This window comes from Leptospira ryugenii (assembly GCF_003114855.1).
In the GTDB taxonomy this organism is placed as follows: Bacteria; Spirochaetota; Leptospiria; order Leptospirales; family Leptospiraceae; genus Leptospira_A; species Leptospira_A ryugenii.
In genome coordinates, this window is the sequence record NZ_BFBB01000004.1 from 94,878 (window position 1) to 121,031 (window position 26,154).

The following is a 26,154-nucleotide window of genomic DNA, read 5'->3' on the forward strand; positions in this document are numbered from 1 at the left end:
ATTGGACTAAAACTTCATTGAAAAAGCAAATACCACGAGATCTTCCTTTTGGGAAGATCTCGACTGGTAATCGAAAATCGCATCTCTCGACCTTCTGTAGACATATTCAATTCTAAGCATTGCAGGATCGAAACTCAGGATATCCAACGTAGCTGTATACCCATTTGTGATAAATCCATTACGAGTATTTGTGCTAGCAACAACTTGCAGAGGGTCATACATTCTTTCCGCACGAAGAGCGACTCGTAAATCTTCATTGATTCGATAGCTGAGCCAAATGGTTCCCTGATACCATTGGCGATATGCTTTTGCCTCTTCTGATCTATAAATAGGCAAGCTTGGATTGATTTGGCTTAGCCAGGGCTCGTAGGAAAGACTCTCTTTTGCTTTTTGTGCACCAATATCAAATTGGAAAGCCAATGACCATTGGTCGAAAAAGTTCCATTCTAAAATCGTATTGTTGTAAAATCGATATTGTTTTCTTTCGAAGTTAGCTGCTTCATTTCCAACAAATTGATTTAATGTTAAAGTTAGAGTTGGTGTAAATTTATATTTGATCTGTGAGCCAAAGGCCTTATCTTTATTATTATCAGTGATATTCTGCCAACCGTTTAGAATCTGTACTTGAAAACTCAATTTATCAGATACACTATGTTGCAATCGAACACCCGAAGAATAATACGGAACGTAATCGAGTGCAAGTGCTCGAGTATAATTTACATTGTTTTGTGAAATCCAAGACTCGTGCCCAATATTTCCAAAAAAAACTCCCGCATCTAACCATGTTCTTTTGAAAAGTCGTACACCTACGAAGGCTTCTTGGATATTTCGAGTTGATACTTGGTTGGAGCTATTGTCTTTTTGCACTTCTGCGGCTGTATTGGCAATGACAGATGTCCCCCAATGCATAGCTATCCTTCCCCTATACCTTTCTTCTTCTACACTTGCTTCGATATGCAGAAGATTTATATTGAATTCTTGGTTGCGGATAGCTTGGGTTGTGTAGTTCCTTTCTTTGGCCTTAGGTCGGTTGTTATTATAAGAATAATAAGTATCAACAAATGCACCAAACTTTACTTTGTTGTTGATCGCATTTTGTTTATCGACCAGAACCTTTTCTTCTTCCGCAAACAAGGGGATCCCTATCAAATAGGCAGAGAAAAAGAAAATGAAAAAATGCCTGATACGAAAAGTGCAAGCATTGCTTTTCATGATTCAGGCCGACAAATTGCCTTTATTTTTTTAAGAGTTCCTTCATTTCTTTTCGGAAGCTGAGTAAGTCTTCTGGAACAACAATGAGTTTCTTTCGGTAATTCTTTTTGTAATCTTTTTTGAACTTGGTGTGACAGGATTTACAAGTATCTTCCGGCTTACCTTGTGCAAGTTTGCTATCTATGATTTCCTTCCAATCAGCTTTGTCTGATTCAGGTGCCATATCAGGAACTTTTTCTAGAATTTTATTGAGATAATCTACATTTCCTTTTTTGTCATACAATTTTGTTGCAGGCTTTGTATAATCTTCCATAAAATCATGTAAGGTCATCTCCACCGTTTTACTTTTGTTTGTTTTTTGTGCGACTAAAGCCACTGAACAAAATAGTAAACTAAGTATCCCGATCAAACAAACATAACGTTGCATATTATTTCTCCTTTCTCTTGGATTTTTAATATCAAACATAGGACTGACTAAGCAAGTCCGATTTTCGAAGAACTCTATTTTCGATATTAATTTTCCCAAGTCCATTCCAATTTATTTTTCCCGTATACTCATCCTGATACTCACCAAGGGCCTCGATAAATGATAGTGGCAACCCCGCCATCTTTCGTGTCTCTGGGAAGTATACAAAGCCTTTTGCGCGCCTAGGAGTGAATGGAAATGAGATAAGAGATTGGTAATAAGCCCAGGCGTCCGTTTGGAAACTTTCCGAAGTTTTTAGTATTTGCACCCCTCTCTTTACATGTTTGATCTCATCTTCAAAGACCTGCACCATGATCTTGGCCGTCTTCTCATCACCATGCTGTAAGAACGCTTGAGCATAGATTTGCGAAAAATCTAAATTCGCGCCTTCGAAACTTAAGGACATGATGGCACTAAACTCTTCAATCGAATGCATGCGATCAGTTTGTTTCCAAAACAGATAGTTCAGAGGGATGTCTCCAAATGTGACTCCAAAATCATTCATCCGATCCAAATAGAGTTTTAGGTGAGTTTGTTCTTCTTCGATTGTGCGTAAAATTCCCAATTTAGTTTTATGTGAGATATTAGGAAACGCAAGTAAAGCCCAGGAAAAAAGCTCAATGGCCATTAGTTCATGGTTTGCAAAATGGTGCAAAGCCAAACCACGCTGTGAAAGTTGATTTAAATGTTCGATCCTAGGAATCTTTGATTTCTTCTTCGAAAACTGTAAATGACTTGGCCGACCTGGGCTTGTGATCCTCAGAGAGACTTGATTTTCATCCGAGAAAAGATCGGGCGGAACTGGCAATAGTTTATCTTCCAAGCTGGTGGACAATAACAAATGTTTAGCGTAGTCTGATATAAATTTCATCGAAAGAACAATTTAGGATGTCTAAATTCAGGATATTATCTGACCGAAGTGCGAAAAGAATTTTTCTAGATGGAAAAACTCAATTTTTACCAACAAGTTTATGAAATTGTAAAACAAATCCCATTTGGGAAGGTCACAAATTATGGGCACATAGCTTTGCTCTTAGGAAAACCGAGAGCAGCGAGGGCTGTAGGATATGCTTTGACTGCGCTCAAAAAAGACCAAGAACAACATGTTCCCTGGCAACGAGTCATTGCAAAAGACGGACGGATTCCTTTCCGAGGCGATTTGTTAAGAGCAAGTCTCCAAAAAAAAATCTTACTCTCTGAAGGTTTGGTTTTCGATGCCTCAGAAAAGATTGATTTAAACAAACAGGGTTGGTTTCCTGAATGAATATGACTGAGTCTCTTCCTATTGTATTAACAATTGCTGGTTCTGATTCTGGCGGTGGTGCAGGTGTCCAAGCTGACCTAAAAACCTTCTCCTCACTGGGTGCTTTTGGAACCACAGTATTCACTTGCCTTACTGCACAAAATCCTGATGGGGTTTCTGCAATCCATACCGTTTCTTTAGATTTCATAAAACAACAATTAGATGCAGTTTTTCAGTATTTCCCAGTGCTTGCCTGTAAAACCGGTATGCTCTTTTCTGAAGAAATTATATCCTTGGTTTCAGAATATATGCGCTCAAAGCCTGTCAAACTAGTCGTTGATCCAGTGATGGTGGCGACCAGTGGCGCGAAACTACTGCAAGACGATGCCATTCTAGCTCTCAAAGAAAAATGTATCCCCCTTGCCTCATTGATTACCCCCAATTTGGATGAGGCAAAATTATTGCTTGGAAAAGATATCCCTAGTTCTTCCGCCTTGGAAAGTGCAGCTAAGGAATTGTATGAGATCTACAAGGTACCAATTTTATTAAAAGGTGGACATTTAAAAGATAGCAAATCCGCAATTGATGTTCTCTTCGATGGTAAGGCTATCTATTCATACCAAAAACCATTTTTAGATTTGGTAAACACACATGGTACAGGTTGTACATATTCCTCAGCAATCACCACATTTTTGGCAAAAGGTGATTCATTACCAGAAGCGGTAGGTAATGCAAAGGAGTACTTACACAGGGCACTTGAGACATCTGTGACCACTGGCAAAACAAAACATCTATTTCATTTTGCTAAAGATTAGTACTCGATATTCAACTCTTTGATCTTCTTGTCTAATGTGTTTCGATTGATTCCCAAATACTTTGCAACTCGCGTTTTGGTATAACGAAACTTTTTCATTGCATACTGGATCAACCTGGACTCGACCTCGTTCACAACGATCTCCATGGCTCGACCGTCTAGATTGTCCAATTGGTTGGGTGTCAATTTGCCCGAAGTAAAATCTAGGGCATCTTGTTGGCTAACACCCTCACTAATCGGCATTTGGCTGACTTCAACCAATGGTTCCCCATTGACTTCCAAACTACTAACCAAATCAGAGAAGTCATCTTCTGATAAAAGTTCATCTTGGGACAATACAACAGCACGCTCAATTACGTTTTCCAACTCGCGAACATTCCCTGGCCAAGGATAGCGTAAAAGAATACGACTGGCTTCACGAGTAACACCTCTTATATTTTTATTATTATCCTTTGCATACTTTTCAACAAAGTGGTTGATGAGTAATGGGATGTCTTCCGTTCTTTCCCTGAGTGGCGGTGTATTGATTTTAACAACATTTAAACGATAAAAAAGATCTGCTCTAAACTTTTTCTCTGCTACCAATTGTTCAAGTTCCGCATTTGTTGCCGCGATGATGCGCACATCTACTTTTTTCGCTTTCGTAGATCCAATCGCTTCTATCTCCCGTTCTTGCAAAACACGAAGTAGCTTGGATTGCAAATTTAAATCCATCTCGCCGATTTCGTCTAAGAAGATAGTTCCAGTGTCCGCTAGCTCAAACTTTCCCTTTTTATCGCTCACAGCTCCCGTGAAAGATCCTTTTTTATGACCGAATAATTCACTTTCGAGAAGGTTTTCCGGAATAGCGGCACAATTGATTTTTATAAATGGGTTCTCGGCTCTTGTGCTGTTATAGTGGATCGCATTTGCAATCATTTCTTTCCCAGTTCCAGATTCTCCCGTGATCAAAACAGAAGCTCTCGAATCAGCTACCAATTGAATTTTTTCAAATAACTTCTCCATGATAGAGGCTTTTCCAATCAAAGAACCAAATTTATATTTATTTTTTAATTCTCTCTTTAATTGTATGTTTTCTCTCGAGATTTCTTTCTTAGCCTCTTCTACAAGGTTTTGTATTTTGATTGTTTGGGAAATGATAGAGGCAACAACCTGGAGAAAGTCCAAATAAGATTTTAAGTCTGTATGTTTGTGTTGGACTACAAAGGCATTTACAACGCCCAAGATGTTTTGTTCACTTGAAATCGGAGCACAAAGCAAACTTACGTTATTCGGATCATGTTTAAAATGAGATAAATATCCAACTCTATTTAAAAAATCTGGATGGGAAGCTACTGATTCAACGATGATCGCATCACCTGATTCAAAGACCTTTCCAGTAATGCCCTCACCAGGTTGGTAAGTGCCCTTTTCAAATTCTTCTTGGCTTAGTCCACAAGCTGCCACTATCCTTAAAAGCCCCTCTTCTTTTTTATAGAGAACGATGCTTCCTTTTTCCAATCGCAACGATTTTTCTATCGTCGACATGATTGCATCAAAGATCTCATTGAGGTCCAGAGTATTTGTAACAACCTTTGAGATTTCAATTAATGTAGATTGGATTTTTGTCTTTTGCTCCAAATTGCGTATTGTTTGTAAGTTTTTAAACACTTGGCCTGCTTGGTTTGCCAGAACGCTTACAATCTCCAACATTTCCGCAGTAAAGGCATTGAGCCTATTAGAATCTAAGGAAATAATCCCGATCACAGAATCATCCACAATCATTGGAGCAACTAACTCAGATTTGATGTCTTCTTTGATTTGGATGTAATCTGGATCTTTGGAAACATCATTGATCAGTTTGGCTTTCCCTGTCGAAGCCGCGACTCCTGTTATCCCTTGGCCAATTTTGAGTTTGGTCTCTTTGAGGATTTGTTGGTTGAGCCCTCTCGAAGTGACGGCATCTAAAACGCCCAATTTTTCATCTATGAGCATCAAGGAGCCAGATTCCACCGCACAAATGTGAATGCAACGGTCCAAGATCAGCTCCAATAGGCCATCGGGATCCTGGGTCGAGTTCATAGCCGTTGCTACATCATGAATGGACTGGATGGGATTCATTTTCTTTGTGCTCATATCTATGCTCTATAATACTGCGTCGTGTACAAATTATTGGCAAAACCACATGCACACCTTTACCCAATATAGCGTACTATTTGGGCACTTCATCTATTTTTTGTGCATTTAGAGGGAAAAATTTCCTGATCCCTCAATTTTACCAAGATTTGCCTATACATTAAGCACAAACCGTACCAGTTTTTGTCCGATTGCGGAAAATACTTGTAGAAACCCTGAATTTCGTAGTGAATGAGCCAGAGTATGGATATATCTCCAGTAGAAGAAAGATTATGCCTGTTATGCCAGGAAGCACAGATTCCAAGCGGAGTCACCAAACAGGGGCGCTTCTACTGTAACACTTGTGAGAAGGAGTGGATTTTAGAAAAACGAAAGATCCCTCGCTTGGGAAAAACGGTTCTCACCTCAGAAGAAAAAACAGAATTTTTACTGGATTGTTTGTCACTCTTCAATTCATCGATCAGTCTTGAGGATTTACTTTCACGTTTCAGTGAACTGATACAGGAAAGGTTAAAAAGGGAAAAAATAGCCATTTTTATCGCAAATCTAGAATTAGGTGACATTAAGCTAGCCTATTATTCTGCAAAACAAAAGAGTTTACAAAGGGCTATAAAAAGAATCAATTTAGACTATGATTTAAGTTTTGGTGCGCTCATTGAAACAATGGCAAAAAGAGAATCTCGGTTCTATTCTCTTAATGAACAAAACCATCCCTTCTATCAATTTTATGCAAATCTCACAGGCACCAAATCACAATTGGTAATACCAATCTTGTATGCAAATACGGCCGTGGGCATGCTCGCCGTTGATTATGAAGAAGAAGACTATTCTGACTATATTGAAGACCAAGAAGTGTTACAATTGGTAACGGGTCAGTTTGCTGTTGCCCTTAGAAATTCTTTATTATATTCAAAATCTCAAAACCAATCCAAGAACTTTCAGAGTTTGCATACGGCAGCCCTTACCTTAAGTAAACTATATCTAGACAAACATGATGAGATGATTCGTATGATTCTCCTCACGCTTTGTGGAATCGTCGAATCCACCGTAGCCTGTTTGATCGAAAAACCCAAGACAACAATGCATGTTAAGGTCTTTACACTTTTTCGAGATTTAGATAATTTTAATATTAAGACCGAAACGAGTACGGTGAATGTAGCAACGCTAACTCATTTATTCCATAAGAAAGATAGCTTTACTCTAGACCCAAAGGAATACCCAATTTTTGAGAGTATGGAAATCAAAGGTAAGGAGATTGTTGTCATTCCAGTCTCACTAGAAAATGGCTCAGAATTTTTATTTGTTTTGGCCAAACCAGATACAAGATTTCCTCAAGATGAATTAGAAGCACTCAATGCATTCGTATCACTTGCTCGCATAACCATGGAGAATGCCAATTTATATGAAAACCTTTCCAAAAAAGAAAGATTGGAGAAAGAGATAGAAATTGCAAAAGAAATCCAAGCAACTCTACTTCCTAGAAAGACTCCGGATATTTCATTTTTAAAATTTGCTGGATTTATGATGCCTGCACGCGGAATTGGTGGTGATTATTATGACTATATTCTTTCACCTAACGGAAATGAGCTTTATTTGTGTATTGGTGACGTGAGTGGCAAAGGAGTGGCAGCTGGGCTTGTTATGGCTACGGTGAGAACCATCCTTCATTCCTTGGTCAGAGTAAAGGATTCTCCTTGGGACATTATTAGCGATATCAATAACTACTTATTTTCGAGTTATCGAGATGCTGTGACACCTAGGTTTATGAGTCTAATTTTACTCCGATGGAATTTTGAAACCAATGAAGTCGTGTATTCGGGCGCAGGTCACGGTAACTTTCTCATCTACCGGTCTGAGTCCAAGAGTATAGAGTCAATCGATACAAAAGGTGTCATTTTGGGAATCAGTGCTGACATCAATACTTACAAAAATGAACAAATCCTGACAGTACATCCCAAAGATACCATTCTGATGTTTACAGATGGTGTTGTGGAAGCTTACAATGAATCCGAGGAACAATTTGGCGAAGATGCTTTACAAAACTCATTTTTGTCCTCTATAGAAAGTGAACCAAAAATGATACTTGAATCCATTTATACCAATCTAAAGGCCTTTACGAAATCGAAAGAGCAACATGATGATATCACGATGGTAGCGATTCGAAAACAGTGAGTCCTACATTCGCTTTACATCAGATTTTTGAAACTCTACTGCAGAGGTTGGGGAAAGCAATTGCCCTCCGCTTTTTCCAGACAGAGCGTATTGTTATTTCCTATTCAGGAGGGAAGGATTCTACACTTTGCCTCGCCTTTTTTTCATACCTTCAAACAGAATATAAGTTACCTGAACCTCATGTTTTCCATCTAAACCACCAAATCAGAAACAACGAGGCTCAAGAACAAGCCATTGAATCATTTTTAAAAGCAAATTTTACAAACGTAACTGTAAAAAAAAAAATATTCCCAAACTAGCAGCACGCCTTAAAAAAGGGATCGAAGAAACAGGGCGTATTGTTCGTTACAAAAGTTTAGAAAGACTTTCGCAAACCGGGTTCTTCGTTACCGGCCATCATTGTTTTGACTATTTGGAATCAATGTTACTTCACCTAACGAGAGGAGGAGGAAAGGGTGCATTGGAAACATTAGGTCCTCTATCCAAAAATAGATTTTTGCCATTGGTGTTTTTAGAAGACCATGAATTGTATGAAGCTTACCAATCCTTAACAAATCTCTATCCTATTTTCGAGGATGAAAGTAATGTGGACCAGAGTTACAAAAGGAACCGGATCAGATCCCAAATATTACCCAATCTTGTTAGCGAAGGAATGAATGCATATAGAACCTACTGGAACTTTCATGAATGGGAAGAATTTACAGATAAAGATCTTGCCGATGGGAACTCTCCATCAGTAGATTATTTAAAACTTTCTGATACAAACTGGAACAAACTTTCGCGAGCCAAACGTAAAATATGGATAGATTCACATTTAAAAATGATGGACCTTCCACCTTTGTACCGCAACCAATGGGATGAAATTCTTTCACAAGAAAACAATACAAAGATTAGATGGGAGTCTTCCAAACTCATCATTTATAAGGTGAAAGGTAAGGATCTTTATCTCTTAAGAAAAGATTCTCGCCTCTTCCAAACTCCAAAGCTCCTTCAGAATCAGGGAAGTTATTATATTGAATGGAATCGCGAAACCAGAGAAATTCCAAGCTTATCTAACGAATATACGATTTCCACTTGCCAGGCAGGTGACAGGATACAGTATCGATGGGGGAAAAAAGAACTTTCAGAAATCATGCGAGAATTACAAATACCTGAACCGATTCGTCGGTTTATTCCCATCCTAAGAACAGAGGATACTCTCCTTATCGTTTTTTTGTCTATGTTTGATAAATCACTCAAAGACATTCACTCGGAGTTCTCATGAAATACCATGAGGAGATTCACTTTCCGTTCACAAAGTATTCTTTGTCAATTGGCACAGCAGATGATTTTTCTCAAATTCCAGAAGAACCTTTGGTCGGATTTGTGGGAAGGTCAAATTCAGGGAAATCATCTTTACTCAATGCCATCACCAACCAAAAAGGTTTAGCAAAAGTTTCGAAATCACCTGGCAAAACAAAACTTGTCAATTTATTTACCACCAAACAAGGATTCCATTTGGTTGATCTACCTGGCTTCGGGTATTCAAAGGCTTCTCACAGAGAACATAAATCGATGATGGAATTATTGGATCGATTTTTAAACCAAGTACAAAATTTAAAAGTCTTGTTTATATTAATCGATGCGCAGAGAGAATTTCCAGCAGAAGAAGTATCGATGATAGAAACTTGCCAAAAAAAGAAAATTAGGCCAGTCGTTGTTAGAACAAAAGCGGATAAGTTAAACCAACGTGAAAAAATTCATATCGTTAGAGATGCGGAAGAGATTATGAACCACATTGGTATTCCTTTTCCATATTTTCTTTGTTCTAGCACGAATGGTAAAGGCATCAATGAGATAAGAAAGTTTATATTTGATTCCCTGGGCATCAGCCAGGTTAAACAAGAGCGTTAAATACACCACCAGCTTTTGTTTCATTCCCAACCTGCATCATTCCGAATATGTTTGAAACCATGAGCTTTCTAATGTCAGTCAACATATCAAATGATTCTTTTAAGGCTTCTTTCATTTTTAGAATACGAACTTCTTCCTCAAGCCTTCTTTTTTCAGACTCCATTTCTTTCTCACGTTCGCTTTTTGAGGTAGGATCGATCGAATTATTAAAAGAGGAGGTTTCTTTTGATTTTTGAGACCCTAACTTTTGTTCTAGATCCTTGATTTTAGTTTCCAACTCTTCTTTTTTAAGTTGGTCGTTTTTCTCGGCAGAAGAGACGGAATCCTTTTTGTCTTTTTTCTTTGATTCTTCTAAGGATTGTTCAAATCTATCCTTTAGCGACTTGCCATCCGAATAAGGTTCAAGTTTTGGGTCTCGTCTCTCTTCGGTTTCTCTTTTTTGAGTAATCGCACTGGTTTCTCCACTAACGGCCACCATTCGACCATCTCTGAACTCATAGTTAATCTTGACATGAATGTCTCTGATTTCACTGCCAGAACGCAGGGCCTCTTGCTTAAATTCTTGCACATGTCCTAGTTCATGTGAGATTACATGTAAGGGTGACATGGTCTCAGGAGCACTTTCCCGACGGCCATGGCCTATGTAACTTACACTTCGGTCCTGATAGGCCTGAGTGTGGAGCAGATTGTTCGCAGCTGAAACGTTCATAGGAAAACTCCGAAATCCTGATGGGTACTTCGGCTTATCTTTGGATTAGATAATTATTTTTTGAAAAAAAGAAAGGAAAAATCGTGCCGAGAATCAGGTTCTAGGCACGAAACAGGATTTATGGATAATTTTTCACACAGCGGACATAATTTCGATCTGTCTTCACTATTCTCTTCTCTTGACCAAAGGATTCTCTGTCAAAAGAAACAGCAATGGCAGTCGTTCCTTCAAAGTCAGTGACTTCAGACCAACCCGACCAATAATCACCTTCCACTGTGCTCGGGAAGTTAACTAGTAAAAGGTTTCGCCCACCTGCGGTAAGCCTTTGCAATTCAAAAGGATTGGGAACTCGGTAGCCACTTCCTAGAGAAGCGCAAGCTGCATAGAGTTCGCTTGTTCCTTGGATTGCAATCTCAGAAGTAGCTACAAGTGTTTGCGGAGCCGCAACGCGATTGCAGGCATGTGTCCGAGAGTCACAAAAGGCAAGCTGCCTAGCCCCATACTTAAATGGGTCTTGTGGGTTGAGTGCCGAGCCTGCAGGCGCTCCGAGACAGTCATTGTTGGCTTGGCGAAAGACCTGTCCTACACTGCATTTGCGCCATTCTAGACCCGCAGCTGTGTCAATGATTGTGCCAGTTCCAGTGTCCCTTAACTGTACATTGGACGCAAGGCCCAAGAGTAAGACATTAAAATCTTCTGGGCTCAGACCGAAATTGTCCTCTACTGGCTTTGCTTCACAATTCAGCAAAAGAAGGAGCGGAAGGAGAATACTAACTGATTGGAAAAGTTTGATTAAACTCATGATTGTTCCCTAAAAGATATGGCTAAAGTTCACGAAGAGCTGTGAGTCTTCCGCTGAACGCGCGTAGTCAAAGTATATTACCGTTGCCTGGTTCCATGGAATTCGTAAACCAATCCCGCGAGAGTGTTTGTAATTTTTGAGATTAACATCTCCTGTCCGGTCCCAAACTCGTCCAACATCGTAAAAAGGAACCAACTGGAAATCAAAATGCTGCCCCCAAACATCTACTGACCAAAACTTCCATCGGATTTCAAAGTTTGCATAGGCCATTGTTTGCCCCACAAATCGATCTTGTTTGTAACCACGGATGGTAGTTCTACCACCGAGTCCTGATTGGTTGGTTTCAGTTCCCCACATGTTTCTGTATTCATAGAAAGGAGCATCTCCATTGGTTTGGACGATCGCACCTCTCGCAGCTAATACAAATTTTTCGAGAAGCTCAGGCGGTTTCTTGGTAAAATAGTCAACTGGACTGATAAATATACGTCCTGAGACCATGTTTTTATTAAATTCATAATTGGAGCCAATGGCTCTCGTAGAACGCTCGTGAGTGGCTTCTAAAAACAACCCACGATTAGGATCTGGCTCAAAGTCACGTGTATCGTAAACGATACCAACTCGCACGTTGTTTGTGAAACCGCCATTAAATCCAAGGATTTTGCCATCCTTCTGGTCACGTGTCAAACGTGTTTCGCCTTGTGGAGTGGTAATCGTTCTATCTGTATCCCAAAGTGCCAAAGGAAATCCACCAATTTGGTCATAAGCTCCAAATTTTGAATCATAACTTTTGCCGTCAAAAGTTCTAATTGTTTGTTTTGATAGACGAACTCCCGCAACCGTTCGCAAAGTTCCGCCTAAGAATGAGTATTCGCCCGACGCACTTACTTCAGGTGATTCAAAATCATATCGGTTGTAACGAGAATTAGTAACAACAGGAGCTTCGCCAACTCCTGCATCTCCTGGTCGGCGGAAGGCTAAGTTTTCTTCATAATCTGCAAATGGTGCATTTCGTACGACTCTACCGGCAGGATCGTTTCTTTCGATATAGGAAAGCGGACGAAGTGTATCCTCACCGATTCCAAAGTAGAGAGAGTTTGGGTTTCTAGAGTAGATCAAGTCACCACGTAATCTCCATTTCGTATCGAAGATATAAGGTGCATCAATGCTAGCCCAATGGTATGGAGCATTTTTTGTTGTATTGAAGTACTGCGCAAATATCCGCACACGGTACGGTGTGTATTCAAAAAGCGGGTTTTTTCTGTCCCCATTGTAAAAGTAAAGTACCCTTGCACCGTAGCCTATCCCAACGTTTGGATCGGAATTGATCAAAGGGAGACCAGTGAAGTATCCCCCCTCTTTTTTCTTAACTAGGTCCTTTTCCGCCATCCTTCGTTTCTCATCGATTTCAAACGGAAGGTCCGTTCTGGGCGGGCGTGCCTGAGCTAACAATGCGATGTTCGAAAAAAGAAACAAAACTACGGCAATTCTCAAAAAAATTGAAACCATTATCCACCTATTGCTTCAGTAAGCTGTGATATGGTTCCCAAAATCCTAAGAATTGTCAAATAAATTCAGAACATTATGTTTTTTCTTGGCTGATTTTGTCCAAAATGACAAGAGATGCATCCTGTTTTACGATTTCCCCAAGAGCTACGAGAACCTGGTTCACCTGGCAGGCATAGGGAGCCAAAATTGCATTCTCCATCTTCATTGCTTCGAGGACCAGCAGGACCTCTCCTTTCTGAAAGGATTTGCCCATTTCCGCCTGTAGTTGGATGATCTTTCCTGGCATAGGGCTCCTGATTTCCGGGTTTTGGGACTCCTCGCCTGAAATCTCCCTTTCCTTTCGAAGAAAAGTCCATGTTTCACCATCATAGTGTATGAAAACCTTCTCCCTCTCCAATAGATAGGTTAGAACAGAATCATCAGCGAAGACCACCTGACCACTGAAAGCTGGTAGTTTTTTTACAGATTTGATTTTTGGTAATGCTAATGTTTCATTTTTTCCATTCGATTGTATCTGCACAAAGTTCTCAAATGTGGATACATTCACTATGTTTTCAAGGAATTGAAAGGAGACTTTCATGATATCACCTCTTGGTTCCAAGGATCCACTGTTGATTTTATGGAAGCTACCATGCCGGCGTAAGCTAATTGGAACTTTGGATCTAATTTTTCTCTCTGTAAAATTGTGTCTTTTTCTGCAATCGTATGGGTAGAAAAGTGACCAGATCTGAATTCAGTCAAACCAACTAAACTTTGTAAGAAGGTTAGATTGGTTGTGGGGCCGAACACAATGCATCTTTTCAGAGCATCTAATGTCTTTTCAATAGCGAGATCTCTAGTTTCTGCATAGCAGATAAGTTTTGCAATCATAGGATCATAATAGATACTAATTTCAGATCCCGTTTGGACTCCTGCATCAATGCGGATTCCTTCACCTTCTGGGAATTGGAGAGCATGGATCTTACCAATGGACGGAAGGAAACCTTGTTTTGGATCCTCGGCATAGATTCGGACTTCAATCGAATGGCCTTTTTGTTCGGGGGTTTCGGGTAGAGATCCACCTTCAGCTATTCGTATTTGAAGTTCCACAAGATCTAAGCCAGTTGTCATTTCCGTGACAGGATGTTCCACTTGTAAGCGAGTGTTCATTTCTAAAAAATAGAACTCTCCCTTTTCACCTAATATAAATTCTACGGTGCCAGCTCCTCGATAATTGACAGACTTTGCTGCTTGGATGGCTGCACTGGCCATTTTTGCTTTTAAGTCTTTTGGAAAATTGGGTGCAGGAGTTTCTTCTACAACTTTTTGGTGCCTTCTTTGCATGGAACAATCCCTTTCGTGCAAATGAATGACATTCCCATTTCCATCCCCAAAAATTTGGAATTCTACGTGTCTAGGATTTAAAATGTATTTCTCTAAAAGCAGACGATCATCGCCAAAGGAAGAAAGTGCTTCACGTTTTGCCGATACAATACCTGCTTCTAATTCAGATTCTGAATTGATTCTTCGCATCCCTTTGCCACCACCACCAGCACTCGCCTTGGCCATTAAGGGGAATCCAATGCGTCTTGCTTCTGTTTGAAACCGTTCGATGCTTTGGTCCTCTCCCTCGTAACCGGGAACAACTGGAACAGAATGCTTGGCAACTAACAGACGTGATCCGATCTTATCACCCATAGCTCTGATGGATTCTGGACTTGGCCCAATAAAAGTGACTCCGATTTTGTGCAATGCTTCTGCAAAGTCAGCATTCTCGGAAAGAAAGCCATATCCAGGATGAACAGCATCCGCCTTTGTTTCTTTTATGGCTCTTAGAATTGTTTCTTGATTTAAATATGAGAACTTTGGCTCCGCCTTGCCAATGTAAATCGACTCATCCGCTAACTTTGTATAAAGACTATCTTTATCAGCATCTGAATAGACAGCTACAGTTTTGATGCCAAGTTTTTTTGCAGTTCGAATGACTCTAACGGCAATCTCTCCACGATTTGCAATGAGTATTTTTTGAATCTTTGCCATGAGTTATGCAGATTAATGGATAGTCCAAATAAATCAACTCCGATTAGAAGGAGCTTGACCAGCCATACAAGCAGAATCCTATGGGAACATATGGCTAGAATCAGAGAATGGTTTGTAAGCTCTGACAGATTGTATGTTTTTTATTTCTTTATCTGTCTTCTCTCCCTCTCTTTGGCAAGAATTATCTTTGTCTCCATCTATTGGGACCGTATCCAAGATCATTCTTTTTTACTTCTAGCCTTTACCTTCCTCTTAGGCATTCGCTTTGACCTTTCTTCCACAGGAATCGTTCTCGGATGTTTCTTTGTGATCAGCCAAATCCCTTACATAAGCAAGGTTTTTGTCATCAAAAAAATTCTTACTTACATTCCGATCTTTATCTTACCTTTGGTATGGACTCTTTGTATCTCGGATTGGATTTACTTTGAAAATGCCAACAAACACTTAGGCTACGAAGCCTTCGTATTTTTAGCTGACCTTCCCAAATTAATACACTCTGTTTTTTTAGGAAAACCATTTTTGTTAATCTCACTGATCATTGGGATCATACTTGCTTCGGTATTTTTGTTACGGGAAAGCAGAAAGAGAATGTTAGCAGCAGATCCGATAAAATTGGACTTTTGGCCACAACTGGTAAAACTTTTCTCTGCTATCCTAATTACGATGATTCTAGTTCGGGGCGGTGTCCAAGAATCTCCTCTGCGTGCAAGCTCAGCAATTGTTGCGGATGATGGTCTGATCAATCATATTGCATTAAATCCTGTCTTCACAACAGTGATGGACTTGAAAGGAAGATCAGTACCTACCCATTTGCGGATGGATCCAAATGAAGCAATTCAAATCATCCAAAAAATCTCGAAATATGAGAATACTGAATTTTTAAATGATGCAAACTTTCCACTTCTGCGAAAACAGATGGAAACTAACAGAGGTAAGGTTCCAAATATAGTCCTTATCTTTTTGGAATCATGGACAGCGAAATTCACCAAACCTATCGGACAAGGAGAAATTGCAGGAAAGGAAATCACACCTAATTTCAATGCATTAGCCAAGGAAGGACAATTATTTACAAATTTTTATGCAAACGGTGGTCGAACTTCCAATGGATTGATGTCGGTGATCACTGGTATTCCTGATAGACCTGGTTTAACCGCTGTACGCTCTCCACAGATCATGGGAAATTTTTCAAGTTTGGGTCGGATCTTTTCCAAATGGGGTTATGAGACTATCTTTATCACTGGAGACGATTTACAATTTGATAATCTCGAAACTCTTTTACCTCATTGGGGATTTCAGAGAAGAATAGGGAAAAAGGAAATCCAAGAAACTGGAAAGTATACTTTGGGTGCATGGGGATATGATGATGAGACCATCTACGATTTGTTATTGAAAGAAATGGAGAAAACCCATAAAAATGGATCACCATTTCTCGCATCTGCTTTAACGATGACGACTCATTATCCCTATAAAGTGCCAAACCCAAAATTTGAAATTTTTTCCAAAGAAATAAATGATTATGATTATTTAAATACCTATCACTATGCAGATTGGGCATTGGGTGCATTTTTAGAGAAAGCAAAGAAATACCCATTCTTCAAAGATACTATTTTTATCTTTGTGGGAGACCATACTCACCACCGCACACTAAATTATTATGAAGATCGAAATGTTCCTCTGCTTTTGTATGGACCAAGATTTATTGATAAAAAACTCAATTCTACAGTATCATCTCAAATTGATGTATTACCGACAATGCTTGGTTTGGTGGGAAAAGAAACAAATTTTTCAGCAGTAGGTAGAAATCTATTGGCTAAAGGAATTGGTTCTGGTTGGGCGTACTTTGCGTACGGTGTAGCCTACGGATGGATAGAAGGGGATCAGTTTCTATACCAATGGGTTGACGGTGATAAAAGCCTTCAATTTAGAGCCAAAGAACCTTTTACAGAGCATGAAGCATGCAAAAAAGATCCCTTTCCCTGTAAGGAATCCTTACGTAAAGGTAATGCCATTTTTAATATTACCATTGAGCTAATGAACCAAAATCGAATATTTCCACAGGAGAATTGAATGTCTCTACGTAAACAAATCCAAAATATTCCGCTCGGTTTGGAAAGAAATATGACCGTCGCATTCTGGTGGTTATTTGATCAAAAACCAAATATTGCCATCATAGAATCAAAACTTTATGATCGTTACCATGATATCAGTTTACTAATCAAAGTTGATCTCTCGAAGCAAGTCATTCTTGAATTTGAAATTGAGGAAAGGCGTACTCCTTTTTCCAGTTGTCCAGGTGCAATTGTTAACTATGACTTCCTGGTTGGGAAAAAACTAAATCGTCCAGCACTTGAAATTGCGATTCGAGAATACCGGCCACTTTCACAACATGGTTGCATTCGCATTGACCAACTCTTATTCTATGCAGTTGATAATTTTGTATCTGCATTGGGATACGAGTTAAAAAGAAGGCATATACCCGAAAGATGGAATGAAGAAATTCACAATCCAAACTCAGAAGAGTTCCAAAAAAGAAGCGCCGCTGTCCACCAATGGTGGATCAAAGATAGAGTGATGAAGGATAGCTGCTTTACGATGAGCGGAGCAATGTCTGATGATATTGCAAGGAAAGACTTAGAAGCTGAGCCCAGTATCACGACTCTATTACTGGGCTTGCGAAAATCAGCAAAAGACTAAGGTACACCAGGAAAACTATTTACATACTGAATTTTAAAGTCAGGAAAGGAGTTTACGATTTGAACTTTAAAATCAGGAAAGGAGTCTACCACCTGCCATTTTCCACAATCGCTGGGGAAAGAGCTGACTTGTTGCACTTTTAGGTCGGGAAAAGAGTTTACAATCTGGACTTTGAAGTCAGGGAATGAATTTACAAACTGCACCTTCCCAGCCATTTTTTTGCCTTTGAACGTACAATCCGAACCGATCGGACCTGCAAAGGTAGGCAAAGAGAGAGAAAATAAAGATACTGCTATCCATTGTTTCATAAAAACCTCGAGGCAAAGAATATAATGAAAAGAAATCTTTCCGCAACTAATTTTTAAAGATTGAGTAGATTTTTTTGATAAATCCGTTTATACAAATAGAATGTCACAATTGCCGTCGATTCTCATTACACAATGTCTTCAGAATGATTTTACATCTCTTTTGGACAAATATGACCCACTTCCAAATGCTCTTCACATAGGTTACGCTGAAGCAAATCGTTTGTTAGGTGAGATGGTAGAAAATGGACCTGTGTATTCTTTGGTAGATTGGGCATATCATACTCCCAAAGAAAAACTTGAAATCATTCACATTCGAGATTGGCACAATTCAGAGGCAGCAGACCAAGCGGACCATTTACGCCAGTTTGGAAATCATTGCATTCAAAATACAAAAGGTGCAGAGTTTGTATTTGAACCTTGGGTCAAAGGACAAGAGGTACGCCACCATATTGTAAATGCCTCTGGACTTAATGACTTTGTAGATACAAATCTTGAATCCATCTTGAAGCCTTACGCAAAGGAAAAAATTAAAGTTGGAATCACTGGCGTATGGACAGAAGCAAAGGTTAGTTTTTTAGCCTACGACCTAAAAACGAGATACCCAAATTTTGAAATCGCAGTTTGTTCTGCATTGACTGCCAGTTCTTCTCTAGGAATGCATTTTATAGCACTTGATCAAATGAAACAAATCTTAGGTGTCCAGATTTTTCCTTCGATCGGTAGCTTCACCCAATTCTTAACAGGCTCACAACCTGATCTAGGGAAAAAGATCCCTTCTCATAGCCGAATTGACGCAGGTCACTTAAAACTTGATCCAAAGTACCCAATCTCACAGATCGACCAAAGTATCTTGAACTATCTTTTCCGAGATTGCAAAGAAGCAGAATTCAAAACATTGGATGGAGGTTTTTCTGGGAATGTAGTTCTGAAATCTAAATCAATCGATGTACTTGGCCATAGCCAGGTTCCTTGCGTTGTAAAAATTGGTGATCGTGACTTGATAGCAAAGGAAAGAACTTCCTTTGAGCGGATCCAAGAAGTTTTAGGTAACAATGCACCAGCTATCGTTGATTTTTGTGAGCTGGAAGATAGAGGAGCAATCAAATACCGGTATGCTGCCATGTTGGATGGAAATATTCGAACTTTCCAGAAATTGTATGCAGAGACAGATGATTTTGTATTGATCGATAAAACCTTAGAAATTGTTTTTTTACAACAGTTGGGTAGACTCTATGAAGCAGGCAATTCAGAAAAGTTAAACCTTTTAGAATATTATGACTTTCAACATAAATATGCTAAAGGTGTACGATCACGGGTAGAAAAATTAGTTATCGGAGAGACAAACGGAGCAACTATTGAAATCTTCTCGGGAGCAAGAGTAAACAATCCATGCCAGTTTTATGAACATGATTTACTGCAACTCAAAGAATACAATGCGGTAAACCATAATCTAGCCTATATCCACGGTGATCTCAACGGAGCAAACATCATTTTAGATTCTCAGAACAATGTTTGGCTGATCGATTTTTTTCATACACACCGTGGCCATATCATTCGAGACCTGTTAAAGTTAGAAAATGATATCCTTTACATTTTCACGAAAATTGAAACAGAAGTAGAATGGCAGGAGGCAATCCAACTCAGCCAACACTTATTTGCACATGCGGATTTGGGTATTCCACTTCCAATGGAGAGTACCATCAAAATCTCTCATCCAAAATTACGGAAAGCTTATCGCACTATAGCAAAATTAAGATCATTCTATCCTTCTTTGGTAAAACTAGATCGTGATCCATACCAAATGCATGTAGGTCTCCTTCGCTATGCTATGCATACATTATCCTTTGATGAATGTAATGAAGTTCAAAAAAAATGGGCACTCCATTCTGGTGCTACACTCATCGATTTAGTAAAACAGTACATTCGAAAATCCAAAACTCTCCGGATTGATTTTATAAAGTCCGAGGGAATAACGGAACAAAATGATATAAAAAGAATCGGGCTTACGATCTTACCAGGAAGAAAAGACCGAGGACGAAATCTAAAAGAAGACATTCTTGAGATGAAAGCGCAAAATATCGGTTCTATCATATCTTTGATTACCGAACCTGAATACCAAAGTTATGGAGTTACGGATTTAAAGAAAGAATACGAAAATGTAGGATTCCAAACTTTATATTTGCCTATACTTGACCAAAGAGCACCCACCGTCGAACAAACAATCAATGTTTTACAGTGGATAGATGATAAACTCAAAACAAGTAAGAAAAACGTAATGATACATTGTGTAGGAGGATTGGGTAGGTCGGGAACCTTGGCCGCAGCATATTTGATTTGGAAGCATGGAATGTTGGTAGACAATGCCATCAAACTCATACGTGAGTCCAGAGGGGAAAGAGCAATTGAATCTATTGAACAAGAAGAGTTTTTGGAAAGGTTTGCCAGGTCAATTTAAAGACCAAGCTCTTGTTTCTTTGCCAAAACAAATTGATCTAGTTCCTTTTTCTTTTTGAACATCAGATCAAAGAGGTGGCTTTGTAAGGCCTCATATGTTGAGAATTCTTTTGGATCGATATGACCGACTTCCATATAACCGATGACATTGTTTTTTTGGTATTGCTGGTAGGTTGTGATACCTGACTTCAATGCCAAATAAATGGGAATCTTTTGGTCGAAAGCGATTTTAATCATCCCTTTCTTAAGAGGTTGAATCTCTTCTGTGTAAGTATTTCTCCCTTCCGGGTAGACTATATACGATGTTGTCTTTAATCCTTCCAAGAGATTTTTAACCGATACTACAATGGACATGGCTCTTGAGTTATCGAATACCTGCGAACCCATCGCTAACATCCACCAATAGGCAAATACTGTTTTTTTAATGACTTGGTTTGCTAAATATGGTTTTCCGATCACATAACAGTCGAACGGAAAGTCTATCTCATTCACATGATTCAAAAAAATCATATGATTCTTTTTGGGAGGGTTGATCTCATTCATTAGAAAAAGTTTTGTATTGGTCACTTTGATCACATCTTGTGCCCATACACGTGAACCTTCTAAAAAGGATTCTATTCTTTCTTCCTTTTCACCCTTTGCAGCCTTGATCAATCCTTTCATAAGAAATGGATTTGCCTTCCCAAAAATAAGGGGAATGACACGGAAATAGATCTTCATGACAAAATGACCGTAAGAGGCACTCTGTCCTTGTAAGGCGCGAACTAAATAGTCATCTAAAAACGGAATCTTTGCCACGAGGACAATTTCTCTATCTATTGCTCTCTTTGAAAATAAAAAAAGCCCGACATGTCGGGCTTCTATCTATCGAGAAAACACTGTTAATTAAGGAGTAGCAGTTGAACCGGTGGCAGGTTTGTTCGGAACATTCAATTGCTTCTTTCTTTCTTGGTCATATTTGAAAAATACCATATTCTCAGAGTCGATGTCGTATACTCTTCCTCGCAAATCAGCATGGTCAACGCGGTATTCTTCAGGGACACGAACATCAAACATAGCTTGTAAACGATTGTCAAATTTGATGTAAGGGTTTTTGGAGAAATCATACGTTACACCATCTACCTTTACTGGCTCACCTTCCACTGGTTTTCCAGTCTCATCAATTCTTGCCTCTGATTTGCCTTGAGAGTTATTCAGATAGTAGTTATCATAAGGATATTTTAATTTATAAATATTGATCGCATTTGCTTTTGAATCTCTACATAGATTGATTGCAGCAAAATAGTTTTCAATACGGTACTTTCTGTGGCTAGGCTGGAGTTTTTGGTGTTTCTCAAGGTTTTTTTCTACCTTAAGAGCAGTGATCCTAGCTTCTTTGGCAAGTCCTAGATGTTTATAACCAAGTTCCATATTCTTTTCGATATCGTACTTGTTATAAACATAATGTACTTCCTTTGGATCATACATTCTTCGAGAGAATGGTGCCTCCCGAGCTTGGTCTAACACATCATGGCGAAAATAAGATCCTTTTCCATACTCAATAGACACATCTAACAGAGCTTTATCGAGTGGGTTGGCAGGATTTTTCTTTTCCATCGCTACCTTCATCATCTCCTCTGCGCGTAAAACATAAAGCTGAGACAGTTCTTCTGTTACTTTTTCAACACCAACTTGGCATTCTAAAAATCTTTGGTATGCGGAATTGAAATTACCTTCGAAATAGTATTGCAATCCTTCTTGGTAAATTCGCCTCAATTCATTGTATTTTTTAAGCCGAAAGCCTTCTTTGCCTTCAGGGGCATTTAGAGCAGTTGGTTTACCTTCTGCATCTTCACCACGAAAGTTCTTAATCATAGGTTCTAACTCACGTAAGTAAGTGAGTAATTCGATACGCTTCTTGTATGCTTTGCTAGAGACTGATTCTGCTGACAAAAAGCCATTCGTAGCAAAAGTCAGTAGTATTATCAAAATCGAATGTTTCATGGTTCTGCCGCTCGTACCTTTTCTCCGTAAATTCTCCCCAAATTGGGAAACTTACAAGTAATTTCAGGTTGCCCTTGTGAGGATTATCGGAGATTTCCGATATTGGATTGACAGATTGTCTTTAAATTTCAGCCTTTTCTTAGTTTTTTAACATGTCCCAGGCAGCCGCACAGTCAAAAAAAGTCTCTTTTCGCGCTAAAGAAGCAACGGTCTGTCCGATTTGCGATGAAAACCACCAAAAAGAGCAGATGTTCCAAGGTGGTGGTAGGCTCATTGCTGGCAAATTAGCCCAGGACCTACGCCGAAATTACGAAAAAAACAAAAAATTTGGCAGGGTGAGCCCACTTGACTATGTGATGACTGTCTGCCCCCGATGCTATTATTCTGCTTTTCCAAAAGACTGGTCCACATTAAATCCACAAGAAAACGAAGCCATTCGCAAACAAACGGACATACGAAAGTCCTATGTCGAAAAAATCCTAGGTCCTCTCGATTTTCATGAAGATCGAAATATAGCTACCGGTGCCGCCTCGTATCTGTTAGCCTATGATTGCTACCAATTGCGTGGCGCAAGCATTGCACCTACTCCTAAAAAAGCTGTCTGTGCGATCCGAGGCGCTTGGTATTTCTCCGATTTGCAGGAAGAGTTTCCCCAATTAGGTTATGACAAGATCCGAGACCTACTCTACCAAAAAGCTGCAGTCATTTACGGAACCACTTTAGAGTTGATGCAAAATGGCCAAGAGCCTGTGGATACGGCCGCAGGGATGCTGGGTCCCGATACAGACAACAACTGGGGATTCGATGGAGTGATCTACTTAAATGCATTCCTCACAAAAAAATTCAAAGACCAATTGGCACCAAAACCAGAAGACCAAGTTCTTTTGTTATCTCGTGCCAAAAGAACCTTAGCTCGGTTATACGGTTCAGGAAAATCTTCAAAAGGGAAACCTGGTCCTATCATTGAAATGTGTAGAGAACTTTACGATGAATACAATGCCATCATCGAGGAATTAGGCGGAGAGAAATAAACTTTGCCAAATTATGCACTTTGCGTTGAATACGATGGTGCAGCATTTCATGGTTGGCAGCGCCAATCTCAACTTCCAAGCGTTCAGGCAAGTTTAGAACAAGCCCTTTCTATCCTCTTAAACAAAAATCCACACACACATCTTTCTGTGGCGGGACGCACCGATACAGGAGTGCATGCCAAAGGAATGATTTGTAATTTTAAATCTGAGATTCCAATACAAAATCCCCACCAATTCATTGTTTCTCTCAATGCCCTCAGTTCCCGAGGTCTATCGGTAAAGGGGATGATGGAAGTGCCAGATGAATTCCACTCCCGTTTTTCCTGCACGGCAAGAGAGTATTGTTACCAGATTTTCTATTCAAAATATGAAAGTGTCCACTACCGCGAGAAAGCGCTTTGGATCAAAACAAAGGTGGATTGGGATAGGATCCAAAGGGAACTACCAGCTTTGGTAGGTGAGAAAGACTTCCGCTCCTTTACCAAAAAAAGTTCTATGGAGGGAAAAAGAGCCATAAGAGAAATCCTATCTGTGCGTCTCAGCCAACATTTTGAGGTTCCCGAAATTTATCAAATTTGGATCAAAGCAGACGGATTTATGCACAATATGGTTCGCATCATAATTGGAACTTTACTAGACATAGGAAAGGGACGTTGGGAATCTAGATCCATAGAATCCATAATTTCGGAAGCTGACCGTTCGCAAGCAGGGATCACCCTTCCTCCCCATGGTTTATACTTTATACGTGCCACATACCAAGACTACCCTCAGATCAATGAACTTTACCAAGCACATTTTCCTTAAGATCACTCTACTTTGCCTTTTTACTCTCTTCCCAGTGGTTTTGTTTGGAGAGACTTTGGAAGATTACAACAAACGTAGATATGAGTTAGGTGGTTGGGTTGGTGCTGCAAATCCATTCCCTGGCACAAAGACCGTGGAGCTATTGGATACAACCCTTGGTGGAGGGATTTATGCTCGTCTTCCTTTCCCTTACATCTTTTACACTGAAATTGGTAGTTCTTATGCTGTATTCCTTTCCAAATCGGAACGGGGTTTGACTTCCATCCCTGTCTATGCAGCTCTCGCCTACCGAATCCCAGTCGAGCTACCCATTCAATTTTTCGTCAAAGGGGGCGGTGGACAGGCGTATGTTGTAGCTAGACCTTCCGACACTGCCCGCTGGAATCCAATGCTTTATGGTGGTCTAGAGGCTAGTTTTATAGCGGGCAAACGAATTCGCATTGGAGTGCGTTTGGATTATAACCAAATCAGGGAGACTTCTTTAGACATTCCCGATACCTACCGACTCCCACTCTCCAGCCCTTACGACGACCCCAGGTTGCTAAATCCGAGCAATTATCGTTTGGAAAATGCGAGTTTCTTCTACTTTGGCTTAACCGTAGGAGTTTTGATATGAAACAAATTCGTATCACAGAAAGGCTTCTATCCTTCTCTATCGTTCTACTCATATTGGTTAGCTGTCGGACAAGAGTGGATTTAGGAAATGAAACCACTGCCCCAGTACTATCAACTTTGTTCAACAACCGCATGCTACTACTCTTAAAAGGTACCTATTCTTCTGATAGCCCTATAGAATGGTCCGATTACAACAACGGCACGGGAGCACTTTATATCGATTCGCAAGAAACTGGCAATGACCCAACGATGACACTATCAGGCCTTCCTTTAGCCGCCAATCTTCCCATCTATATTGATATTGGTGAGATTCGAATTTCGAGTAAATTCTCAAAAGGCTTCAATGATCTAACGCAAATTAGAGACTCTTTAGACTCGACAAAGTTTTGGGATTTCATTGCACCCAACCGTCAAGTATATTGCACAAATCCATACTCCATCGACAATGATACCTGCCAATCCGAAGGTGGACTCTTGAAAATGCAGGACTTCTTAAATGGAACAGGTGCACAATACCCATCCAATGACCCGTCCGCAAAAACAGAAGTGAATGGCCTGGGAGTATTTGGTAGGCAGTATTACTATACTGGCATTTACTTTCGATCCATTGTGACCGGTTATGCGACCGATGCCGGAGTCCCGATTACAACCACTCGGTTTGACAACCGCGTCATCCCCGGCTCAGGCCTCAATATAGTTCCTAGAAATAATTATACTCCTGGCACTTCCAATGCGGCAAAGAGTACAATCGTACCAAAGATGTTCCCTGTTCTTTACTCCCAAAAGGCAACTCAGAGAGATATGGAAATCAGAGAAGGCTTTGATCCCTACATCTTAGAAGTCCGAATCAATTTCAAAGAAAACCTAATGGCCCACTCCTATCTATCGGCAAGAAACCAAGTCATCACCTATGTAGGGATCAGTGATATTTTCTTTGACCATAAAGGAGAAGGAGATGCGGGAGGAAATTTGATTGCTAGGTCAAGAGTCATTTACCCAGAAACCGCCTCAAGCCTTGTGATCACTGGTGGTAAGAACAGCCGTCTCCACCATTATGCTGTTTTTCGTTCGGACGAAACCGAGCTAACAACTACACTCCCTCTTGCGGCCACTCCCGCTAGAAGCAGCACAAAAATTAGGTATCTGAATGCAGGAGAGTACAAATTGGTCTGTTTAGGGGACACCACCAAACAAGATGGCTTCCCAGAAACCGTCGTCAGCCAAACAACGTTTTCCATTCCAGAGCAACCTTTCCGAGCCACCTACACTGTGGAACTTCCCTGCCCCAATTAGAGTGACATATTTCTCTCAAAA

General features: G+C 39.9%; 25 protein-coding genes. 13 read left to right on the top strand and 12 right to left on the bottom strand.

The genetic code is table 11. The features are described from left to right. Positions 1 to 6: 6 nt before the first annotated feature. Genes DI060_RS08815 through DI060_RS08825 form a run of 3 tightly spaced genes read right to left on the bottom strand, consistent with a single transcriptional unit; the run spans position 7 to position 2,549 of the window. Positions 7 to 1,212, bottom strand: coding sequence for a porin (locus DI060_RS08815; protein WP_108975932.1), 1,206 nt, complete (start codon positions 1,210 to 1,212; stop codon positions 7 to 9). A gap of 22 nt (positions 1,213 to 1,234) precedes the next feature. After that, on the bottom strand, positions 1,235 to 1,639 hold the full coding sequence (locus DI060_RS08820) for a hypothetical protein (RefSeq protein WP_108976331.1): 405 nt from the start codon (positions 1,637 to 1,639) through the stop codon (positions 1,235 to 1,237). Between the two features lie 31 nt (positions 1,640 to 1,670). Then, a complete protein-coding gene (locus DI060_RS08825; RefSeq protein WP_108975934.1) occupies positions 1,671 to 2,549 on the bottom strand; it encodes a DUF455 family protein in 879 nt (292 codons plus the stop codon). Positions 2,550 to 2,618: 69 nt separating this feature from the next. On the opposite strand from DI060_RS08825, the gene DI060_RS08830 reads away from it, so the two are divergent. Both DI060_RS08830 and thiD read left to right on the top strand, forming a co-directional pair. Continuing rightward, positions 2,619 to 2,942, top strand: a complete 324-nt coding sequence (locus DI060_RS08830; protein ID WP_108975936.1) for an MGMT family protein — start codon at positions 2,619 to 2,621, stop codon at positions 2,940 to 2,942. Between the two features lie 2 nt (positions 2,943 to 2,944). Beyond that, positions 2,945 to 3,736 (top strand): bifunctional hydroxymethylpyrimidine kinase/phosphomethylpyrimidine kinase, encoded by a 792-nt coding sequence (gene thiD, locus DI060_RS08835; RefSeq protein WP_108976332.1) that lies wholly within the window; start codon positions 2,945 to 2,947, stop codon positions 3,734 to 3,736. On the opposite strand, the gene DI060_RS08840 is transcribed toward thiD, so the two are convergent. Then, a complete protein-coding gene (locus tag DI060_RS08840) occupies positions 3,733 to 5,796 on the bottom strand; it encodes a sigma-54-dependent Fis family transcriptional regulator (protein WP_167836969.1) in 2,064 nt (687 codons plus the stop codon). The genes thiD and DI060_RS08840 overlap by 4 nt on opposite strands. A 297-nt stretch (positions 5,797 to 6,093) precedes the next feature. Here DI060_RS08840 and DI060_RS08845 point away from each other — a divergent pair, with 297 nt between their 5' ends. From DI060_RS08845 to yihA, 4 genes are read left to right on the top strand one after another with little or no spacing between them, the layout of a single operon-like run. Then, positions 6,094 to 8,022: a GAF domain-containing SpoIIE family protein phosphatase gene (locus tag DI060_RS08845; protein ID WP_108975940.1), complete on the top strand. Its 1,929-nt coding sequence runs from the start codon at positions 6,094 to 6,096 to the stop codon at positions 8,020 to 8,022. Further along, positions 8,019 to 8,321 (top strand): PP-loop family protein, encoded by a 303-nt coding sequence (locus tag DI060_RS19260; RefSeq protein ID WP_108975942.1) that lies wholly within the window; start codon positions 8,019 to 8,021, stop codon positions 8,319 to 8,321. Before DI060_RS08845 ends, DI060_RS19260 begins: the two co-directional genes overlap by 4 nt. 20 nt (positions 8,322 to 8,341) lie before the next feature. Further along, positions 8,342 to 9,286, top strand: coding sequence for a tRNA lysidine(34) synthetase TilS (gene tilS / locus DI060_RS19265; RefSeq protein WP_282097146.1), 945 nt, complete (start codon positions 8,342 to 8,344; stop codon positions 9,284 to 9,286). Next, positions 9,283 to 9,915 (top strand): ribosome biogenesis GTP-binding protein YihA/YsxC, encoded by a 633-nt coding sequence (gene yihA, locus DI060_RS08860; RefSeq protein ID WP_108975946.1) that lies wholly within the window; start codon positions 9,283 to 9,285, stop codon positions 9,913 to 9,915. Before tilS ends, yihA begins: the two co-directional genes overlap by 4 nt. On the opposite strand, the gene DI060_RS08865 is transcribed toward yihA, so the two are convergent. The 5 genes from DI060_RS08865 to DI060_RS08885 all read right to left on the bottom strand — a co-directional run bounded on the left by DI060_RS08865 (position 9,899) and on the right by DI060_RS08885 (position 14,951). Further along, a complete protein-coding gene (locus DI060_RS08865) occupies positions 9,899 to 10,624 on the bottom strand; it encodes a hypothetical protein (RefSeq protein WP_108975948.1) in 726 nt (241 codons plus the stop codon). The two genes, yihA and DI060_RS08865, sit on opposite strands and share 17 nt — an antisense overlap. Positions 10,625 to 10,742: 118 nt before the next feature. Next, positions 10,743 to 11,426, bottom strand: a complete 684-nt coding sequence (gene lsa25 / locus DI060_RS08870; RefSeq protein WP_108975950.1) for a surface adhesin Lsa25 — start codon at positions 11,424 to 11,426, stop codon at positions 10,743 to 10,745. A gap of 9 nt (positions 11,427 to 11,435) precedes the next feature. After that, on the bottom strand, positions 11,436 to 12,932 hold the full coding sequence (gene omp85, locus DI060_RS08875) for an Omp85 family outer membrane protein (protein ID WP_108975952.1): 1,497 nt from the start codon (positions 12,930 to 12,932) through the stop codon (positions 11,436 to 11,438). Between the two features lie 73 nt (positions 12,933 to 13,005). Further along, positions 13,006 to 13,512, bottom strand: coding sequence for an acyl-CoA carboxylase biotin carboxyl carrier protein subunit (locus DI060_RS08880; protein WP_108975954.1), 507 nt, complete (start codon positions 13,510 to 13,512; stop codon positions 13,006 to 13,008). Beyond that, positions 13,509 to 14,951 (bottom strand): acetyl-CoA carboxylase biotin carboxylase subunit, encoded by a 1,443-nt coding sequence (locus DI060_RS08885; RefSeq protein ID WP_108975956.1) that lies wholly within the window; start codon positions 14,949 to 14,951, stop codon positions 13,509 to 13,511. Before DI060_RS08885 ends, DI060_RS08880 begins: the two co-directional genes overlap by 4 nt. 90 nt (positions 14,952 to 15,041) lie before the next feature. On the opposite strand from DI060_RS08885, the gene DI060_RS08890 reads away from it, so the two are divergent. After that, the gene (locus DI060_RS08890; RefSeq protein WP_167836952.1) at positions 15,042 to 17,018 is read left to right on the top strand and encodes an LTA synthase family protein; all 1,977 of its coding nucleotides are present in this window, start codon (positions 15,042 to 15,044) and stop codon (positions 17,016 to 17,018) included. After that, positions 17,019 to 17,645 (top strand): DUF2889 domain-containing protein, encoded by a 627-nt coding sequence (locus tag DI060_RS08895; RefSeq protein ID WP_108975961.1) that lies wholly within the window; start codon positions 17,019 to 17,021, stop codon positions 17,643 to 17,645. Here DI060_RS08895 and DI060_RS08900 read toward each other — a convergent pair. Further along, on the bottom strand, positions 17,642 to 17,953 hold the full coding sequence (locus DI060_RS08900; RefSeq protein WP_108975963.1) for a 7(1) septoil knot domain-containing protein: 312 nt from the start codon (positions 17,951 to 17,953) through the stop codon (positions 17,642 to 17,644). The two genes, DI060_RS08895 and DI060_RS08900, sit on opposite strands and share 4 nt — an antisense overlap. Positions 17,954 to 18,053: 100 nt before the next feature. Between DI060_RS08900 and DI060_RS08905 the strand changes: the two genes are divergently transcribed. Beyond that, the gene (locus tag DI060_RS08905; RefSeq protein WP_108975965.1) at positions 18,054 to 20,408 is read left to right on the top strand and encodes an isochorismatase family protein; all 2,355 of its coding nucleotides are present in this window, start codon (positions 18,054 to 18,056) and stop codon (positions 20,406 to 20,408) included. Here the strand turns inward: DI060_RS08905 and DI060_RS08910 are convergent. Both DI060_RS08910 and DI060_RS08915 read right to left on the bottom strand, forming a co-directional pair. Then, complete coding sequence (locus tag DI060_RS08910) at positions 20,405 to 21,127, bottom strand: lysophospholipid acyltransferase family protein (protein ID WP_209452023.1); 723 nt, start codon at positions 21,125 to 21,127, stop codon at positions 20,405 to 20,407. The genes DI060_RS08905 and DI060_RS08910 overlap by 4 nt on opposite strands. A gap of 165 nt (positions 21,128 to 21,292) precedes the next feature. Then, positions 21,293 to 22,390, bottom strand: a complete 1,098-nt coding sequence (locus DI060_RS08915; RefSeq protein WP_108975969.1) for an LIC11274 family protein — start codon at positions 22,388 to 22,390, stop codon at positions 21,293 to 21,295. Positions 22,391 to 22,542: 152 nt separating this feature from the next. Here DI060_RS08915 and DI060_RS08920 point away from each other — a divergent pair, with 152 nt between their 5' ends. The 4 genes from DI060_RS08920 to DI060_RS08935 are packed head-to-tail and all read left to right on the top strand — an operon-like array spanning position 22,543 to position 26,133. Beyond that, on the top strand, positions 22,543 to 23,421 hold the full coding sequence (locus DI060_RS08920) for a DUF2225 domain-containing protein (RefSeq protein ID WP_108975971.1): 879 nt from the start codon (positions 22,543 to 22,545) through the stop codon (positions 23,419 to 23,421). A 3-nt stretch (positions 23,422 to 23,424) separates the two neighbouring features. Beyond that, the gene (truA, locus tag DI060_RS08925; RefSeq protein ID WP_108975973.1) at positions 23,425 to 24,225 is read left to right on the top strand and encodes a tRNA pseudouridine(38-40) synthase TruA; all 801 of its coding nucleotides are present in this window, start codon (positions 23,425 to 23,427) and stop codon (positions 24,223 to 24,225) included. Beyond that, entirely contained in the window at positions 24,197 to 24,841 is a 645-nt protein-coding gene (locus DI060_RS08930) for a hypothetical protein (RefSeq protein ID WP_167836953.1), read from the top strand. The genes truA and DI060_RS08930 overlap by 29 nt, the downstream gene beginning before the upstream one ends. Next, complete coding sequence (locus DI060_RS08935; RefSeq protein WP_108975975.1) at positions 24,838 to 26,133, top strand: LIC11270 family surface protein; 1,296 nt, start codon at positions 24,838 to 24,840, stop codon at positions 26,131 to 26,133. Before DI060_RS08930 ends, DI060_RS08935 begins: the two co-directional genes overlap by 4 nt. Positions 26,134 to 26,154: the final 21 nt, after the last annotated feature.

Bases quoted from the DNA above. Each gene is read 5' to 3' on its own strand.
- DI060_RS08815 (WP_108975932.1), bottom strand. From the start codon at position 1,212: ATGAAAAGCAATGCTTGCACTTTTCGTATCAGGCATTTTTTCATTTTC.
- DI060_RS08820 (WP_108976331.1), bottom strand. From the start codon at position 1,639: ATGCAACGTTATGTTTGTTTGATCGGGATACTTAGTTTACTATTTTGT.
- DI060_RS08825 (WP_108975934.1), bottom strand. From the start codon at position 2,549: ATGAAATTTATATCAGACTACGCTAAACATTTGTTATTGTCCACCAGC.
- DI060_RS08830 (WP_108975936.1), top strand. From the start codon at position 2,619: ATGGAAAAACTCAATTTTTACCAACAAGTTTATGAAATTGTAAAACAA.
- thiD (WP_108976332.1), top strand. From the start codon at position 2,945: ATGACTGAGTCTCTTCCTATTGTATTAACAATTGCTGGTTCTGATTCT.
- DI060_RS08840 (WP_167836969.1), bottom strand. From the start codon at position 5,796: ATGAACTCGACCCAGGATCCCGATGGCCTATTGGAGCTGATCTTGGAC.
- DI060_RS08845 (WP_108975940.1), top strand. From the start codon at position 6,094: ATGGATATATCTCCAGTAGAAGAAAGATTATGCCTGTTATGCCAGGAA.
- yihA (WP_108975946.1), top strand. From the start codon at position 9,283: ATGAAATACCATGAGGAGATTCACTTTCCGTTCACAAAGTATTCTTTG.
- DI060_RS08865 (WP_108975948.1), bottom strand. From the start codon at position 10,624: ATGAACGTTTCAGCTGCGAACAATCTGCTCCACACTCAGGCCTATCAG.
- lsa25 (WP_108975950.1), bottom strand. From the start codon at position 11,426: ATGAGTTTAATCAAACTTTTCCAATCAGTTAGTATTCTCCTTCCGCTC.
- omp85 (WP_108975952.1), bottom strand. From the start codon at position 12,932: ATGGTTTCAATTTTTTTGAGAATTGCCGTAGTTTTGTTTCTTTTTTCG.
- DI060_RS08880 (WP_108975954.1), bottom strand. From the start codon at position 13,512: ATGAAAGTCTCCTTTCAATTCCTTGAAAACATAGTGAATGTATCCACA.
- DI060_RS08885 (WP_108975956.1), bottom strand. From the start codon at position 14,951: ATGGCAAAGATTCAAAAAATACTCATTGCAAATCGTGGAGAGATTGCC.
- DI060_RS08890 (WP_167836952.1), top strand. From the start codon at position 15,042: ATGGCTAGAATCAGAGAATGGTTTGTAAGCTCTGACAGATTGTATGTT.
- DI060_RS08895 (WP_108975961.1), top strand. From the start codon at position 17,019: ATGTCTCTACGTAAACAAATCCAAAATATTCCGCTCGGTTTGGAAAGA.
- DI060_RS08900 (WP_108975963.1), bottom strand. From the start codon at position 17,953: ATGAAACAATGGATAGCAGTATCTTTATTTTCTCTCTCTTTGCCTACC.
- DI060_RS08905 (WP_108975965.1), top strand. From the start codon at position 18,054: ATGTCACAATTGCCGTCGATTCTCATTACACAATGTCTTCAGAATGAT.
- DI060_RS08910 (WP_209452023.1), bottom strand. From the start codon at position 21,127: ATGAAGATCTATTTCCGTGTCATTCCCCTTATTTTTGGGAAGGCAAAT.
- DI060_RS08915 (WP_108975969.1), bottom strand. From the start codon at position 22,390: ATGAAACATTCGATTTTGATAATACTACTGACTTTTGCTACGAATGGC.
- DI060_RS08920 (WP_108975971.1), top strand. From the start codon at position 22,543: ATGTCCCAGGCAGCCGCACAGTCAAAAAAAGTCTCTTTTCGCGCTAAA.
- DI060_RS08930 (WP_167836953.1), top strand. From the start codon at position 24,197: ATGAACTTTACCAAGCACATTTTCCTTAAGATCACTCTACTTTGCCTT.
- DI060_RS08935 (WP_108975975.1), top strand. From the start codon at position 24,838: ATGAAACAAATTCGTATCACAGAAAGGCTTCTATCCTTCTCTATCGTT.